Origin of the sequence: Streptomyces sp. NBC_00988 (genome assembly GCF_045162645.1) — a bacterium.
Lineage (GTDB): Bacteria > Actinomycetota > Actinomycetes > Streptomycetales > Streptomycetaceae > Streptomyces.
The window spans coordinates 95,650-111,273 of sequence record NZ_CP108730.1 but is presented as its reverse complement, the minus strand read 5'-3'; the positions used below and the strand labels follow the sequence as shown (position 1 = coordinate 111,273).

12 protein-coding genes and 3 pseudogenes are annotated in these 15,624 nt (G+C 68.9%); 10 read left to right on the top strand and 5 right to left on the bottom strand.

Annotated features, from left to right (window positions below; all coding sequences use genetic code 11):
• Window positions 1-18: 18 nt before the first annotated feature.
• The 5 genes and pseudogenes from OG496_RS00540 to OG496_RS00520 form a co-directional block, all read left to right on the top strand.
• A pseudogene (locus OG496_RS00540) lies at window positions 19-171 on the top strand (DUF6119 family protein); the annotation flags it as partial.
• 170 nt (window positions 172-341) lie between these two features.
• Window positions 342-1,787 carry a hypothetical protein gene (locus OG496_RS00535; RefSeq protein WP_405969047.1) on the top strand — a complete coding sequence of 482 codons (1,446 nt, stop codon included), beginning with the start codon at window positions 342-344 and terminating at the stop codon, window positions 1,785-1,787.
• 401 nt (window positions 1,788-2,188) lie between these two features.
• Window positions 2,189-3,160, top strand: a complete 972-nt coding sequence (locus OG496_RS00530) for an ATP/GTP-binding protein (protein ID WP_405969046.1) — start codon at window positions 2,189-2,191, stop codon at window positions 3,158-3,160.
• 274 nt (window positions 3,161-3,434) lie between these two features.
• Window positions 3,435-3,716, top strand: coding sequence for a hypothetical protein (locus OG496_RS00525; protein ID WP_405969045.1), 282 nt, complete (start codon window positions 3,435-3,437; stop codon window positions 3,714-3,716).
• Entirely contained in the window at window positions 3,713-4,402 is a 690-nt protein-coding gene (locus OG496_RS00520; RefSeq protein ID WP_405969044.1) for an aldo/keto reductase, read from the top strand. The genes OG496_RS00525 and OG496_RS00520 overlap by 4 nt, the downstream gene beginning before the upstream one ends.
• Window positions 4,403-4,587: 185 nt before the next feature.
• Here OG496_RS00520 and OG496_RS00515 read toward each other — a convergent pair whose 3' ends face one another.
• The gene (locus tag OG496_RS00515; RefSeq protein WP_405969043.1) at window positions 4,588-4,761 is read right to left on the bottom strand and encodes a hypothetical protein; all 174 of its coding nucleotides are present in this window, start codon (window positions 4,759-4,761) and stop codon (window positions 4,588-4,590) included.
• Between the two features lie 569 nt (window positions 4,762-5,330).
• Here OG496_RS00515 and OG496_RS00510 point away from each other — a divergent pair.
• From OG496_RS00510 to OG496_RS00500, 3 genes and pseudogenes are all read left to right on the top strand, one after another.
• Window positions 5,331-6,731, top strand: a complete 1,401-nt coding sequence (locus tag OG496_RS00510) for a hypothetical protein (protein WP_405969042.1) — start codon at window positions 5,331-5,333, stop codon at window positions 6,729-6,731.
• Window positions 6,732-6,873: 142 nt separating this feature from the next.
• Window positions 6,874-7,233, top strand: a complete 360-nt coding sequence (locus OG496_RS00505) for a hypothetical protein (RefSeq protein ID WP_405969041.1) — start codon at window positions 6,874-6,876, stop codon at window positions 7,231-7,233.
• Window positions 7,234-7,412: 179 nt separating this feature from the next.
• Window positions 7,413-7,577: pseudogene (locus OG496_RS00500) on the top strand (IS701 family transposase); the annotation flags it as partial.
• 177 nt (window positions 7,578-7,754) lie between these two features.
• Here OG496_RS00500 and OG496_RS00495 read toward each other — a convergent pair.
• A pseudogene (locus OG496_RS00495) lies at window positions 7,755-8,758 on the bottom strand (IS5 family transposase).
• Between the two features lie 297 nt (window positions 8,759-9,055).
• Between OG496_RS00495 and OG496_RS00490 the strand changes: the two are divergent.
• Window positions 9,056-12,241: a zinc dependent phospholipase C family protein gene (locus tag OG496_RS00490; RefSeq protein WP_405969040.1), complete on the top strand. Its 3,186-nt coding sequence runs from the start codon at window positions 9,056-9,058 to the stop codon at window positions 12,239-12,241.
• A 718-nt stretch (window positions 12,242-12,959) separates the two neighbouring features.
• On the opposite strand, the gene OG496_RS00485 is transcribed toward OG496_RS00490, so the two are convergent.
• Window positions 12,960-13,178, bottom strand: a complete 219-nt coding sequence (locus OG496_RS00485; RefSeq protein ID WP_405969039.1) for a hypothetical protein — start codon at window positions 13,176-13,178, stop codon at window positions 12,960-12,962.
• Window positions 13,175-13,888, bottom strand: coding sequence for a helix-turn-helix domain-containing protein (locus OG496_RS00480; protein WP_405969038.1), 714 nt, complete (start codon window positions 13,886-13,888; stop codon window positions 13,175-13,177). Before OG496_RS00480 ends, OG496_RS00485 begins: the two co-directional genes overlap by 4 nt.
• 77 nt (window positions 13,889-13,965) lie before the next feature.
• Here OG496_RS00480 and OG496_RS00475 point away from each other — a divergent pair, with 77 nt between their 5' ends.
• Window positions 13,966-14,106 carry a hypothetical protein gene (locus tag OG496_RS00475; protein ID WP_405969037.1) on the top strand — a complete coding sequence of 47 codons (141 nt, stop codon included), beginning with the start codon at window positions 13,966-13,968 and terminating at the stop codon, window positions 14,104-14,106.
• 77 nt (window positions 14,107-14,183) lie between these two features.
• On the opposite strand, the gene OG496_RS00470 is transcribed toward OG496_RS00475, so the two are convergent.
• The gene (locus OG496_RS00470) at window positions 14,184-15,428 is read right to left on the bottom strand and encodes an IS110 family transposase (protein WP_405969036.1); all 1,245 of its coding nucleotides are present in this window, start codon (window positions 15,426-15,428) and stop codon (window positions 14,184-14,186) included.
• Window positions 15,429-15,624 lie beyond the last annotated feature (196 nt).

The following is a 15,624-nucleotide window of genomic DNA, read 5'->3' as shown; positions in this document are numbered from 1 at the left end:
CTCCTTCACGACTTCGGCACCCTCCGGGTGGTCTTCGGGATCCTCCTCAAGGACGGACGGGACATCCGTGTCGACTCGCTCTTCGCCTTCGCCCAGGTCTCACTTCTCCAAGCAGTCAGACGGTTGCGTGCGATGAACGCGGAGGTCGAAGTCGTCGCTGTCCACCGCTGAACCAAGCACGGTGACGCGCCGGTTCGGATGGCGCACCACGGCCAACTGGTGTGTACCCGGGCATGGGCGAAGAAGCTCTGGTCATCGTCTGTACAGCTTGGGTGCTGTGGGGTCGCTACCGGGCCGGCAGACGCCAGCAGCGGGGGAGCGGACCGGCTACCTTCGTCGGCGTGACGACGCACGCCGAAACCGGATCACCGATGCCTGCCCGAACGACGCCGCTCATGGCCTCCTACCAGGAGCTGCACCGCTACGCGCCGGGCCAGGAGGCGGCCCGCGGGCAGCGCTTCAACGCATTCCTGGCGGACGTGCTGCGCTGGGGCGGCCTGCAGGATGTGGTCAGTGATCAGCGTGGGCTGGATGGCCGGGACGAGACCGACGTGGCGTTCATGCTCGGGTACACCCCCTACATCGTCGAGGCCAAATGGGAGCGCCACCCGATCGAGATCAGCCCACGATCAAAGATCAACGGAAGGCTGGATGGCCGACCTCCAGGTGTCCGGCCCGTGCTGGTCTCCATGTCCGGCTTCACCTCGACGGTCCTCAACTTCGCCGACTACTACGCGGATGTGGTGCTGCTGGATCGCACCCACGTCGAGGCCATGGTGTCCGGGCTGATTAGCGCCGAGACCCTGTTCTACCGCCACTTGGCCGTCACCAGCCGGCGCGGCGGCTCCTACGTGCCGCTCGCCGACCTGTTGGGCAACGGCAGGCAGGAGCCGTCGCCATCGCTGGTGCGGTTCCCGGCGCAGGGCATCGACGGATTCCCCGCGATCGCCGAACCCGGTGTGACGGCCACCCACGTGCTGACCGCCGGCGCGGGCTGGACGGCGGGGGAGATCGACGGCCTCACACACACCGATGACGGCAGGCTGCTGTGGACGACGATGGACGGGGTGCTGGGTGTCCATCCGGCCACCGGCCGCACCGCCTGGACCGCAGCTCCCACCCTGTGCAAGGGGCCGGCCCTTACGACACCCGGGGGCGACACCCTCGTGCTCGCCGAGACGGCCGTCCTGCGCCTGACGGGCGAGCAAGCCACCCTGCTGGGTGGCGGGTTGCAGGGCCCCGGCCAGCTGATGCCCGGCCGGGACGGCAGTGCGTGGGTGTTCGCCAGCCAGGGCCCCCGGACCGCCCAGGGCGCGGGCGGACACACCCTGACCCGGCTGGGAGACACCCTGGCCGACAGCACCTCCTACGACGTCGTCTTCCAAGGCCGCGTGAACCAGGCCGTGCTGGCCCGGTCGGGTGCCCTCTTCCTGGCGGGCGGCGGGTGGGACGTCACCACCCGCCAGGAAGATGGCTGGCGCTGCCCCCGCGACCGGTGGTCCGAATCCGTACCGCTCACTCCGCAGGCATCGCTGGCCGTCGGCGAGCACACCGTTCTGCTCGCCGGCCGGACCGGCCAGGGCGGTATCGAGCAGGCCCTCGTCGCCGTCGACACCCGCACCCACCGGTCAACACCCCTGCTGCGGCTGCCGAACACCACCCACATCACGAGCCTGACCGCCGACGGCGAGGACGCCGTCCATCTGCTCACCGACATCCGCGGCAACGACCCCACCCCGCGCCCCCACCTGCTGCACGTCACCATCCCGCCATCCGCCCGTCCGTGAGCCATCGCGTACCGCCGCAGAGAGAGCCGGTGTTCGCGGCGCGGGCACCGGCGCCCAGGGTGTAGACGCGCAGTCGCAGGCGGCGGTCGCAGAAGAGTTCGCGTGCCCCAAGTCACCCGTCGCGCTCCCGACACCACGGCGGCCCCGCGATCTGGTCGCCGGCCTTATCACTCAGAACTCGCTCTGGAGGGTGTGACGTTCTCCTGGCACCCGGCCGGACTCACGCCGTACGTGCTGGTGAAGAAGACTCGCTGGCCTCCGGCGAAGGCTGCCTTCAACGACCCCAGGGTGCGCGATCTGGTGTCCCGGGCTGCGGAGTCCGCGCTATCCCGACGCATCTGCTGGTTTGACGGGCACTCTGGGCGTAGGAGGGTGATATCGGTGGTTCGCCAGGGGGGACTGTGTCGGATACGGGGCTGTCGTGGAGCGCGAGACTGGCCGGCATATGGGGGCGCGCGGAGTCGACCGTTACGAAGATTGTTCTCGCCGTTGTCTTCGCCATGGGTCTGGTCGCCCAGTTCGTGAAGCCCGTCGGTGACGCGTTGCAGGACAAGGTCTACCTGGGCGGGTCACTACTCACTGCGGTGGGCTACGTGCTTTACAGCGAGGTGCAGCGCCTGAACACGGTGCACACAATTCAGCAGGAGACAGAGCAGTCCCTGGCCGCCACGGTGCGTCGCGTTGAAGACGAACTGCAGCGACTTAACCAGGTTCTGCGCCCTCGGGTCACGCCCACGACGTTGGGAAATGAGATCCGGCAGGCGCTCGAAGCCGGGGGAGAGGTGGACTTGGCGGCGATGAGCTTCACCGGAGAGACGTTCGTCAATCCGGTCAGGTCCATGCTGTACAACCTGAGTAGGGATCCCGCACGGAGAGTGCACGTGCGCGTTCTGGTACCGGATTTCACTGAGGAGATCGATGTCCCCGGTCAGGTGGGTGCCGGAGGCAGGATCTGTGACGCTCCAGAGTTCCGTGAGCACCTGAGGCGCATGGTCGTGGAGCACGAGCAAAGGCTGAAGGCTCACATAAGGCGGATGGCCGTGCGCGGCCAGGGAACGCTCACGGTCGACTTCCGCGTGCTGCACGTGTCACCCATGCGCAAGCTCTACTTCATTAACACCGACGTGGCGTATGAGGGGCTCTACGACAAGCTGGATCTGCGCCCTGACCCGGACTGTGCTGCAGTTCCCGGACCGGACACGGCCGAGGGCGATCTCCTGGACGTCCTCGGCGGTTCTCGGCTGGACCGCTGGTGCCTGGACAACGGCGAACAAGACCGGAAGGACCTTGCCCGCTGCCAGGAGTTCTTCGAGACGCTCTGGCAGGGAGCCCGCGAACTGACGCCGTCCCCAAGACGGCCAGACGTCCCCTGAATCGCTACCTACGGCCGCCGACCCGTACCCGTATCCGTGCCCACCGGCCGATGCACACTCGGGAAACCGCCTCCGGCTACTACCAGGTGCTCGGGGCGCGTTCGGTGCGGCGCGGCCCGCTATCGCACCGGCCCGCGCCTGTGCGGTTGAAGTACCGTCAGCAGGCCCTGCGTCTGGCTTGCCAGTACTGGCCCGTCGATCTGGCACTGTCATCCACGCCGAAGCCTGACCGAAGGACCGCGCAAGCCGCCCGTCCCTGCCCCACCTCACCGACGTGCCCGCCGACGCCGACCTGTCCGTACGGCTGACGACCGGCCGCGCCCGGATCACCGACGCGACAGCCGACGGCGAGAGGGTGGTGCGCCTGCGGGGCGCCGGACAGGAGATCGACGCCGCACCGGCGGCCGCCCCCCTCTTCCACCGGCTCACCGAGCCCCGATGGCACCGGCTCGGCGACCTCGCCGACGTCGCGGGCGTGTCCGTCGCCGACGCGGCGGCCGTCGTCACCGAGCTGGTGGCGGCACAGGTCGCGACCGTGCGGACGGCGCGACCGTGACGGCCTCCCTCGGGCTGGGCACCTACCGCATCCCCGCAGGGGAGATGGCCGCCGCCGCCCGGCGCGCGGCCCTCTCCCCGTCCGCCTGGATCGACACCGCCCCCAACTACTGCGACGGCCGTGCCCACCACTTCCTGGCCCCGGTCCTCGCCGGGCACCCCGACACGGGCATCGCGACGAAGACGGGGTTCCTCACCGCCTCCACCGCGGCGGAGGCCCACGCCGCCGGCGTCGTCGACGACCCCGGCGTCCGCCACAGCCTCGACCCCCGTTACGTGCGCTGGCAGACCGACCGCAGCCGTAGCGAGCTGGGCCGCCTCCGCCTCGACGCGGTGTTCCTGCACAACCCCGAACACCACCAACAGCCGGGCAACGGAGCCGAGTTGGCCGACCGGCTCCGCGCCGCGTTCGCCGTCCTCGAAGAAGAAGAAGAAGCGCACGCCGGACGCCTCGCGTCGTGCGGCGTCGCGACCTGGGAGGGGTTCGCCGACGGAGTGTTCACCGTGCCGCTCCTCGACCGCCTGGCCGCCGAGGCGGCCGGAGTTCCGGGACGGGAACGTGGCCCCGCGCTCGTCGAGTTGACACGCGCTGCGACCGGGACCCGATTGCGCGCCTGCTGGATCCGCTTTGGGCCGGCTGCCGCCGGGTTCACGGGAAGAGGGCATCGCCTCGGCTACGGGCGGTGAAGGCACTGCGCCGGCCGGAGCCGGGCCTGCGGGCGGCGGCCGACTGCGGAGGAGACAGCGGCGCGACCGGAGCGATCCAGCAGGCCACCGCACCGCGCATGGGCCCGTCCTGCTGGAGGCGGTCGGTGCGGCTGGGAAGGCCTGCCCCTGCCGGGGCGGGTTCGGCTGTGGAAGGAGCTGGGCGGCTATTCACCGTTATGTCCGGTGGAGGTGATCAGGGCGATGAGGGCGAGGAGGCAGGTCGTGAGCGTGATGACCTGCTGAGGGTTCCATCCCTGCTGGAGGGTCAGGGCGATGGCGGCGGTGATGACGTAGGGCCATGAACGGCGGTGAGGCTGGGGGGAGTTGGGATCGGGCATGAGAGTCTCCGGTGATCGGCTGGTGTGCTGGAGACCCACGGTGATTCATGGTTTCGTTGTCCGCTGGAGTCGAACGCTGTTGCTGCAGGTGGATGTTCGTATATCGAGGACAACCCGGGTTTGTTCCTGGACAAGCGCGAGGCGGGGGAGCGGATGGGGCGGCCGCTGGGCGTGCTGAAGGGGCGGACGGGGCAGGCCAATGAGTTCGCCTGCTGGTTACGCAGGATCACGGCAGGTGTCACGGTGCGCGGCCTGGAGGAGGCCTTCCCCTACGGCAAGTCCTCCTGGAGCGGGTTTCGTGACGGCAGTCGGCTTCCGCCCGCGGATCTGGTCACCCAGGTCGCCGCCCGCTATCTGCGGGAACCTGCGATGCGTAAGCGCCAGTTGGAGCACGGGCTGGGCCTGCTGGCGGCCGCGGAGCAGGCCGCGAAGACTCTTCAGCAGCAGGAAGAGGTGGTGGTACGCCCGGGCGACGCTCTGTCGGCGGTGCTTGCCACGCAGCGGCGGTTGGACCCGGTGGCGCTTGCGCTGCTGCCCTGGACGATGCCCGGCTGCGTCAGATCGAGGCGATGCAGAGGTTTGCCGCCTCCGAACGGCGCCGCGAGGAGCTGGAGGCCTTGGTCTCGGTTCTGGAGCAGCGCATCACGATCCTGGAGAGCGAACGCGATCAGGCCAGGGAAGACACCCGCGCGGAACTGCAGCGCGAACTGCGGATGTCGCTGGAGTACCGCAACCAGGCCGACGAGAAACTCAAACACGCCCGCCATGCGGAGGAGCGGGCCCGCCGGCTGAGGCTCGCGGCGGAGAAGCAAGTGGCCCGCGAACGGGTGGAGCTGCTGCGCGTCGACCGCGACACCGCAGCGGACACCGTCCTAGCACCGCCACCGGAGGGCTCGGTGGCTGAGGACCTGCAGCTGCCGCCCCTGGACCGCATCCGGGAGCTTCTCGAGGTCGCCCAGGAGCAGCTGGATGTCCAGGACGACGAGCTGGATGACCTCGGCGAGCAGCTCGGCGCCCAGATACCGCCGCATGCCGACGACGATGCAGCGGCCACCCGCATCGTGTGGGGGCAGGCGGTCGACGCCGCTGACCTGGCTGAGGATGGGCCAAAGGGCCCGCTGGACAATCCCGGAAAACTCCTGACCGGCACAGACGGACCGCACGTGCTCAAGGAGATCGCGGCGGGCGTACCGTCTGCGGCGCACTCCGCCTCCGCCGCGGGCAGCCTGCACGCCCTGTCGGGAGAACTGATGCTTGGCCTGAGCACAGTCAGCACGCCGGACGCCTTGGCCCTGAAACTGTCCCAACTGCTGCGCCGGGCCGGAGTGCAGTCGATCCGGCAGCTGACCGTCGCGCTGCCCGCCGACATGAAAGACGATGTGTTCCGGGCGGCGGTCAGCCGCTGGATCGACGGGGAGGACCTGCCCGACACCTGGCCCCATCTTGAGGCCCTGGTACGGCTGATGGAAGCCACCGACGACGAGATCGCCGCCTTCCGGCAGGCCTACGACCGGATCGTCAGCAGCGACTCCGCCGCCTGGGGCAGCAGCCCCGTTGACGATCTGGCCGATCTCACACCCTTCACCCGCAGCCTGCACCACATCTTCCGCACGTCGGGTGCGGCGAAGGCCCGGAGAGGGGAGTGGATCATCACCGGCCTCGCCCCCGCGGCCGTCGTTGCCGTGACCACCGCTTACACCGCCGCCCTCCAGGCGTTCCCCGGCCCAGGCCCGGCGAAGCTGGTCGGCTACGGCACGGTGCTCCTGACCGCGTGCGTCGTCGTCCTGCTCGTCGCCGCCCGGGTGAGTGTGCTGTGTGCCCGGCCGGAACAGCCCTTGCTGCGGAGACGTTTCACCGCCGCCAGTCTCACCGCCGGTGCGCTGGCCGTACCGGCCGGACTGGCACTGCCCTGGCTCCTGGACAGTGACACCCCGGGACGGTGGTTCGCTCATCTCATCGGGCTGCTGTAGCTGCCCGGGCGAGGCAGCGGAGAGAACGGCTTCGGCAGGGGCGACGACTCATCGGTGAAGCCATGTGCCACCGTGACGCTCCACTGACTCCGACGGGCAGACCGGGCCTGGCCCGTCTGGTTGTTGACGAGAGCCTGGCCGCATGCGGGATGAACTGCCCTGGCGGTGCTGGCGGGTGACGCTCGTGCATCCCGAGGCGAGCCGCTGCTCCCGGCACGGCGCCGGCGGCCGGCGCTCGGTACGCCCCTGCGGATGTGCGGCGCGCCTGGCGGATCGGGGTGGTTCGTTCCTCACGTGTCATGACGATTTCGTCATGCATGGTGGGGGTGTGACGGAGCAGAGCATCTACGGGCATCTTCGTGAGTTCCGTGAGGCTTTCGACAAGCCTGAGCCGCTGGCCTGGCCGGAGATCAGCCATGGCCAGCTGCTGATGATGATGAGCCCGAAGAAGCAGCATCAGCTCGTTGCCCACCGCCTGCGCACCCGGCTGGAGCCTCAGTGAGTGTTTTTGATCCTCCGTCACGTTCGTAGCGGTCACCGCGCCGCAGTCCGCGGTGCGGCTGAACGGTCACCGGAAGACAGGTCCAACTCCTGGGTGTTGCGGGAGCAGTCGTAGGAGTGGTCGCGCACACGGGGGTGGTCCGGCCTCAAGCGGCGTTCCCCGTCAGGGGCCTCGGAGTTGATGAAGTCATCCGCCGTTCCCCCGGCTGGCACCGCCACATGACCCTGGCCGTGGCCGCCCACGCCTGCCTGACCGTCCTGCGCGCCCGCCAACGCGACACAGACAAAGCAGCAACGGATCCTCCCAGCTCATCCACCTCAGCCTCGCCGAGGTCAGACGTCTGATCGCCCGTCTCACCGACCGCCTGCCCCCACCCGTCGACCACATCCTCAACTGGTCGACCTGGCGCCGCAGACGCCAGCACCAAGCCCGCATCACAAACGACGGGGACACAGCCCCTGAAACTGGCCAGCAGTCACGGCAAAGACCGTTGCAGTACTAGGGCCTGTGTGATGTCGTGATCAAGCGGTTGCTTGCAGCAGGTCGTTGATCCAGATCATCGAGGCGCGGAGGTGGAGGCCGGCGAGATAGCTCTCGGGCGTCTTGTCGTATCGAGTCGCGATGCCCCGCCAGGCCTTCAGCTTGTTGATCAGGCGCTCGACGGTGTTCCGTTCCTTGTAGAGATCGGCGTCGTGACCTGTGGGCCGGCCGCCCCGGCTGCCTTTCCTCTTCCGGTTGGCGGCCTGGTCCTTCTTCTCCGGGATGACGGCCTTGATGCTGCGTTTGCGCAGGTAGGAGCGGTTGGCGCGGGATGAGTAGGCCCTGTCCGCGGCGACAGCCCCGGGCCGGGTTCGGGGACGGCCGACCGGCAGACGGACCCGCACCTTCTGCAGCACGGGGGCGAATTGCGGGCTGTCAGCAGCCTGTCCCGCGGTCAGGACGAACGACAAGGGACGGCACTTGCGGTCCGCAGCGAGATGAATCTTGCTCGTCAGCCCGCCTCGGGACCTGCCGAGCAGGGCTTCCTTCAGACGGAGCTTGCGCCGTCGCCTGAGGTGCCGCAGTTCTTCCCGGCCGGGGGCGTCGCGTCCGTCCTGTCCGTTCTGTTCCGGCGGGCCGCCCCCTTTTGCCGGGCCCGTTCCTGGTCGGCGGCGGCTTCCTCGAGGGCGTCCATGACTTCCTTGCCGATGCGCATCCCGGCGGCGTCGTGGTGGGCACGGACGGTGGTGGAGTCCACGCTGACCAGGGACAAGTCGGCCTGCTCCTGGCGGGCGGCCTCAGCGATCATGCCTTCCAGTAATGCGGTGAAGACGCCGGCGTCCCTCCAGACGCGGAAGCGGCCGTAGACCGTCGGCCATGGGCCGAACTCGCCCGGCATCTCCCGCCACTGGCTGCTGGTGCGGAACCGCCAGATCACCCCCTCGAACTGCTTACGCAGCCGCTCAGGGTACGGACCGTAATCGCCTATCGGCAGGAACGGTTCGATCAACTGCCACTGCTCGTCGCTGAGTTGCCTGCGCGTCACGAACGCCTTCCTACCGGATCCGCGTTCCAGACGGATCCAGATCGGCACGATTGATCACGACATCACACAGGCCCTAGCGGCCGCCCGTGTCCGATATGTGGTATCCGTCAGCCATTCGCGCTGTTACGGTTCCGATTCGCACGCTGCACTGCCGGCCCTGTCGGCATCCGCCGAGCTTCCCAGAGCCCCTTCAGGAAACGATCGCGCGTGCGCCGTTCTCGCGAGCCCGCCGAAGGAGTCGCCATGCACACCCCTGGCCCCGCGCGACGAAAGCGATTCGCATCCACCGGTCCTCAGGTGATCAGCATCAGCGCCGCCGGCGACGGCACCGTATGGGCGCTCGACACGTCCGAGGTGCTGCTGCAGAACACCGAGGACGCTATCGCGTGGGCACCGCAGGTGGGCATCCTCGTCGACGTCGGCGCGGCGTCGGACGGCGGCGTCTACGGCGTCGACGCCGCCGGCTCACTCTACTCGTGGCAGGGGGTAGCGGCAGGATGGCACTACATCAAGCCGTCCCCGAACATCGCCCTCACCAGCGTCTCCGTCGGCAGCGCCTCGCTGGTGTGGGCGACGGACAAAGGCGGCACGATGTACCGCTACGATCCCGGCCCGCAGTCATTGACCCCGATGCCGTCTCCGCCGAACAGCGGCCCTGTCCAGTCGCTGGGGGTTGCCTCAGACGGCACCGTCTGCTGCCTGAGCGACGGTGCTCTCTTCCGTTTCGGCGACGGCAGCTGGCACTCCGTCCCAGGGGCACCCGCCAAACTGCACGCGCTCGGCGTGGGGACGGCCGGCTATCTGTGGGTAATCGACGCCGCCGGGACGATCAGCCAGTACGACGGCGACGGGCGGCCATGGCTGCCCGGGCCGACGCTGGCAGGCGCGGTCGGGGAGCGGATCAGCTGCGGTGACGACGGCACGGTCTGGATACTGGACACGAGGGGCGGCCTGCATCAGCTCGACGTGGGCACGCAAAGCTGGGTTCCGGTCCCGGCGCCCGGGAAGGGCACGACCACCGGGATCAGCGCGGGCAGCGCGGCCAGCACGTGGGCCGTCCAGGCGGACGGCTCCGTCTACCAGTACGTCATGCAGGACAGCATCTGGTCAGACGTCGGTTTAGTACGGCAGTACCGCCAGGTCTCGGCGCAGGACCAGAAGACCCTCTGGGCCTGTGACGAGTCCGGCTGGCTGTTCGGGCTCAGCAGGCCCGAAGGCGGTAAGTGGACCATCCCGATATCAGCAGACGTCCAGCTCACCTGGGTCAGCGTCTCCCCCGACGGCACCGTGCTCGGCGCGGACCCCGGCGGCAACCTGGTCCGCTTCGACCCTGGCCCGCAGACAGTGACGCCGCTGGGGCGCCCGACAGGCGGCGGGCCGATCGTGCAGGTCGCCGCGGGCGGCCCGCGGCTGGCGCTGGTGCTGTGCAGCACCGGGCGCCTCTACAGCTGGGACGGCAGTACCTTCCAGCCGGCCGACTCAGGCCTGCCGGCCGCCGGCGTCATCAGCATGTCCGTCCTGCCCGGCGGGGCCGCCTATGCCGTGGGCACCGATCACCGCCTCTATCTCAGCCTCGACGAATGGCTCCCCGTCAGCAACGGGCCGCTGCTCCAGGTGTCGGCCTCCTCCCTGGAGCAGGTCTGGGGCATCAGCCTGGACGGGTACGCCGTCCAGCTCGGGACGGATCACGACGGGGAGGGCACAGGCGGTGCCGGACTGCCGGGGTGGGACGACCAGTTGCCGTTCGACGAGGTCTGGAGCACCCACCTGTGGATCGTCAACCGGGCGGCGGTGCTCGCGGGCACCTACGGGGGGCTCGGCGCCGCGCTGGTGAACCTGGTCAAGCCGGGCCAGGGGAAACTGAACGATCCGTTCCACGACAACCTGTGCCAAGGATTGATGGACGCGGACTACATGCCGCCGTACGACGACGTGGAGAAGGGCCAAAGGACGTACAAGTCGCATTTCTATGACCCGGACACCGGCCACAACTACATGGGTGAGACGGAGCCCACCGCGCTGACCAGGGGCGCCAGCCTGTTCAACGTCGCACTGTCACGCCACCAGGACGGGAATCTCGCGGAGGCAGGCTACTACCTCGGTCTGTCCCTGCATTACTTCACCGACCTGACGCAGCCCATGCACGCCGCTAACTACACCTATTGGTTCTCTCGCCCGGTATACGGCTACCACACGGACTTCGAGAGCTACGCCATGACGATCCAGAGCACCGTCTCGCCCCCGGTCAGCTACCAGCCGAGCTCGCTCGGCAACGACCCGGCGGCCCACATCATCGCGACGGCGAGGAAGTCCAAGTCGCGGATGAAAAGCCTCTGGTCCGGCGGCGACTACTACGGCATGACCGATAAGATCCGAGCGAGCATCCGCGCCGCGCTGCCGCCGATCCTGCAGGAAGCGATCACCGCCACTGCGAGGTACCTGATCGCGTGGATCACCGAAGCCACCTCGGCCTGGGCCGACGACGGCGGGTCGGCCCTGGCCGGGGCCGGAGCGTGCGTGATCGGCGGCACGCCCTTTGTCTCCGTGATCAAGCCGAACGGCGATCTCGCGGTCAACTACGTGATGGGCACCAGCCGGACCTGGGACGACCGCGGCACGCCGAGTGGCACGACGATCGCCGAGGCCTGCGGGAGTGCCGCCTTCGCGGACAAGGCCCACATCTACGTCCTCGGGGCCGACGGGAAGCTGTACCTGAACATCAGCAATTCGGCCGGCTTCGAGTGGCAGACTCTCGGCGTCCCGCTTACTAGCACCAAGCGGCTGCGCATGGGGCTCGGGGCCACCGCCACGTCCACCTCGCCGGTGGCCTATGTCCTGTCCAGCAACGGCGAGATCTTCTACCACACGCAGCGGCTCGCCCAGAAGTGGACCCACGTCGGCGCTCCCCCGGGTAACTCCCCGGTGGTGAAGGCGGTGGGCGCGGCTTGCTACAAGGAGGATTACCCGTGTACCGCGGTGATCACCGCCGACGGCAACCTGCACGTCTGCGGGCGCGGGACGAACGGTCAGCCGAACCAGTGGACGACACCCGGCACCCCCCCGGGCGTAGGGATCGCCAAGCCGGTCGGGATCTGCTGCAACAATCGGGCCATGCACGTCGCAGTGCTCGGCAGCGACGGCAACCTCTGGCACGCCAACTTCAACGACATCCGCAACGAATGGCGCTGGGAGAACCTGTACCGGCCGTCCGGCAAGCAACTGGACGCTGGAATCGGCTTCGTCGCCCCCGGCAACTCCCCCCTCTTCTACCTGGTCACCACGACCGAGGGTGAGCTGTGGATGTCATGGTGGCAGAACTCGCACGGCCGACAGGTGTGGTCGACGGCCGGCTCGCCCAGTTCGGAGATACGAGTCCGGGTACCGGCAGGCGTCACCGCGGATGACAGGAAGCCGCACACATTCGTCATCGGCACCGACAACGGCCTGTGGGATATCCCCGGGACGGGCGCCTTGGCCCCCTAGGCGCACGGCCGGCCGCGTCCGCGCCGGTCTCGCGCTGACAGGTCTGCTCGCCGCGTGCGGCGGATCCGGCTCTGGTGTCGATCCGGGGGTCCGCTGGATGAGGCACGGGCGCTCGACGGCGTGGCCCACAGTCTCGTCCGGGTTGGGGACTCCCAGGCTGCTTTGGCCGCGCTTCGTCAAGCGGTTGGTATTTACCGGCGCATCGGCGCGGCCGAGGCGAAGTCAGCCGCCGCGAGACTCAGTGCCCTGAAGGCCGAAGACGTCGGTGTACCTTCGAGTGCTGAGGAATCGACCGATTGATGAGCAAGATCGGTAAGTGGCGGCGCGCGGCCGGATCGGCGCCGGATCATGCCCATAAAAAGGTGTCAGAAAGTCGATGTGCTCAAGAAGTTGAGGTGCACCGTTTTCTGTACGAGGCAGTCCCACCCTCAGCAGCGCCGCCACCAAAGCCTCCATGAACGGGCGCATGTGCTCGGGGGACTTCCACCGGTCCGATGACGCACTGGTCCAGGACGTGTGCCGCCCGCTGCGTCACCGCGTCCGGGGCGGGGTCCTGCTTGGCCATGTGTTGCTCCTGACGTGCCTGTTCTCGTCGTCCAGCTTGCCAGGCAGCTCGTCGGACAGCACTGTCGACAGGCGGTTCCTCGTCGGCCGCGTCGTGCTCGGCAACGACGGTCGTTGCGGTGGGACAGAGGTCCGGCCCGGGGCGGCTCAGCGATCAGATGCACTGCTTGCCTGCATGGGGTGGGGTGCCGCGGCCGCGGGTGATCTGGAAGTCGATGGGGATGTCGAAGTCGGGTTTGGTGGCGTCGTTCGCCGTGGACTCCGGGAAGTCGAGGATCACCAGGCGGATCCACTTCCCGGACGGTCCGGGGATGACCGCGGACTGCCCGACGTCCGCGCCGGTGACGGAGCAGCTGGTCCACGGGGTGATCACGGAGTAGCCGGCCCTGCGATGTTGTTGCCGTTCACCGACTGCACTGAGATGGTGACCAGCCCGTCCGGTGTTCTGGACACCCGCACGGTGTGGGCGGTGAGCCTCGTCGTCCCCGGTGTGAAGACGGGAGAGTCCGAGGCCGCCGGGCTGGACGGGGACGGCTGTGAACTGGACGTTGCGGGTGCGGACGTTGAGGACCGGGTCCCTGCCCCGGCGGTGGGGGCGCCGGACCGGTCGTGAGCGGAGTGGTAGAGAGCCAGGGCGGCCGTGGCGACTGCGATGCACCCGAGTCCGGCCAGGCCAACGCTCGTACGTCGGCGGCCCCGTGGGGGAAGGTCCTTCTCGGTCTCGGTGTCCGGCGGGGACGACGGGAGGTCCGGGGGCGTGCCGGGGCCGGCTGCGGCGGTCCGGCGGGTCGTGTCGGCGGCCTGCCACCGGCGCAGGCATTCCGCCACGGCCCTCTCACCGCCCAGGGCGTGGGCGATGGGCTCCACCGTGGTCCAGCGCGGCAGCCGCCTGCCGTTCAGGATTTCCGAGATGGTGCTGGGCACGACCGTCGCGCTGGGATCCCGGCGACGGATCTCCCGCGCGATGCTGTCCAGGCTGGGATTGCCCTTGCTGCGGCGTAAGTCGGTCAGCCAGGCGGCGAACGCGCCCACCGGGTCGTCCGTGGCACCTTCTTCGGCTGTTTCGCGATCGTTCGCCGTCATTCGGTTTCCCCCAACGCGCTGCTCCCAGCGGGCTCAATGGCTTCCCACCCACACCCGTGAAGGAAGGGAGCCCTGTGGTGCCCATCATCATCCTGGCCGTACTCCTGTCCCCGGCACTCGCCCGGCTGTTGGCCACCACCGTCGCGGTCCTCGCCCGCGACCCCATCCGCCGCACCGATGCCCGGCACGCTCTGCGCCTGCTCCTGACGCGTAAATAGCAGCAGGTCAGGGTGGGTGTAGGCAGGGCTGGGTGCCCGGTGGCCGTGGTGGCGCCGGGTGCCGTGGCTCGGGTCGGTCAGGCTGTGCCTTCCAGCGGGTTGAGGGTGACGGTGTAGCCGAGCTGGTTGAGCGCGTTGATCGCGCGGTGGGTGGCGCGTTCGGGGTCGCGCCGGGCGAAGTAGGTGCCGCCGAGTTCGCAGTAGGGGACGTTGTCGGTGAGCATGTGCCAGATTGCGGTGATGATCGAGTGCTCGACGGCGACCAGGGCCCGGAGCGGACCGCGGCGGGCGGTCAGGCGTTTGTACCGGGCCTGCAGGTAGGTGTCCTTGGTCCTCACGGCGCCGAACGCGGCGAGGCCGAGGGCGCCTTTGAGATACGGGTTGCCGGGCCGGACCCTGGTGTTCTTGGTGCGGCCGGCGGACTCGTGGTGGCCGGGGCAGACCCCGGCCCAGGAGGCGAGGTGCTTGGCGGAGGCGAACCGGCTCATGTCGCTGCCGGTCTCCGCGATGATCACCTCGGCGACGGCCCGGTTGATCCCGGGGACGGTGTCCAGGAGGTCGAGTGCGGGACGAAAGGGGGCCATCGCCTCCTCGATCCGCTGGTCCAGCTGCCGGATCGCGTCGGTGAGCTGGTCGTAGTGGTCCAGGTGCAGCCGGGTCAGGAACGCGTGGTGGGCGCGGAAGCGCCCGGTCAGGGCCTCGGTGAGCTCGGGGATCTTGTTGCGGAGCTTGCGCCTGGCCAGCTGGGCGAGGACCTGCGGGTCGCGTTCCCCGGAGGTCAACGCCTCCAGCATGGCGCGGCCGGAGACGCCCATGATGTCGGAGGCGACCGCGGACAGTTTGATCCCGGTGTCCTCCAGCAGTTTCTCCAGGCGCTGCACGATCTGTCCGCGCTCGCGGGTCATCTGGGTGCGGGCCCGGGTCAGGTCCCGTAGTTCGCGCACCGGTTGGGGTGGCACGAAGGAGGGGCGGACCAGTCCGTGGGCGCCGAGCTGGGCCAGCCAGGCGGCGTCGGAAACGTCGGTCTTGCGGCCTGGCAGGTTCTTGACCTGCCGGGCGTTGACCAGGATCACGTTCAGGCCCTCGGTCAGCACGTAGTAGAACGGTTTCCAGTAGTCCGAGGTCGCCTCGATCACCACCAGCGTGACCCGTGCGGCGAGCAGATGGTCCCGCAGTTCCAGGACCGCGTTCGTCGTCGATCCCCACGTCGTGGTCTCGGTCGTGAAGGACCCCCGCCGCTTCGAACTCGGGGTGCGGACGCACGCTTTGGCGTCCTTCTTGCTGATGTCGAGGCCGGCACAGCGTTCGTGCAGCACGTCCACGGTCTTGCCCCCTCCCTCGCCGGACGGCCGGTTACGCCGTTCCGGGAGGGCCAGGGCGAATCAGGAATTCTGACGCACGTGCTCACAGCAACACTCCACGGTTCCCGTGGTCGGCCCCCAGCACCACGCTGACCTGCGAGCTCACCGGCATCACAGAAGCATCGGTTTCGGCCGGAACGAACTCTGCCAGCGTCCC

Coding starts and splice junctions, on each gene's coding strand:
- OG496_RS00515 (WP_405969043.1), bottom strand. CDS start 4,761: ATGCCCGATCCCAACTCCCCCCAGCCTCACCGCCGTTCATGGCCCTAC.
- OG496_RS00505 (WP_405969041.1), top strand. CDS start 6,874: ATGCGGGATGAACTGCCCTGGCGGTGCTGGCGGGTGACGCTCGTGCAT.
- OG496_RS00480 (WP_405969038.1), bottom strand. CDS start 13,888: ATGACGGCGAACGATCGCGAAACAGCCGAAGAAGGTGCCACGGACGAC.
- OG496_RS00510 (WP_405969042.1), top strand. CDS start 5,331: ATGCAGAGGTTTGCCGCCTCCGAACGGCGCCGCGAGGAGCTGGAGGCC.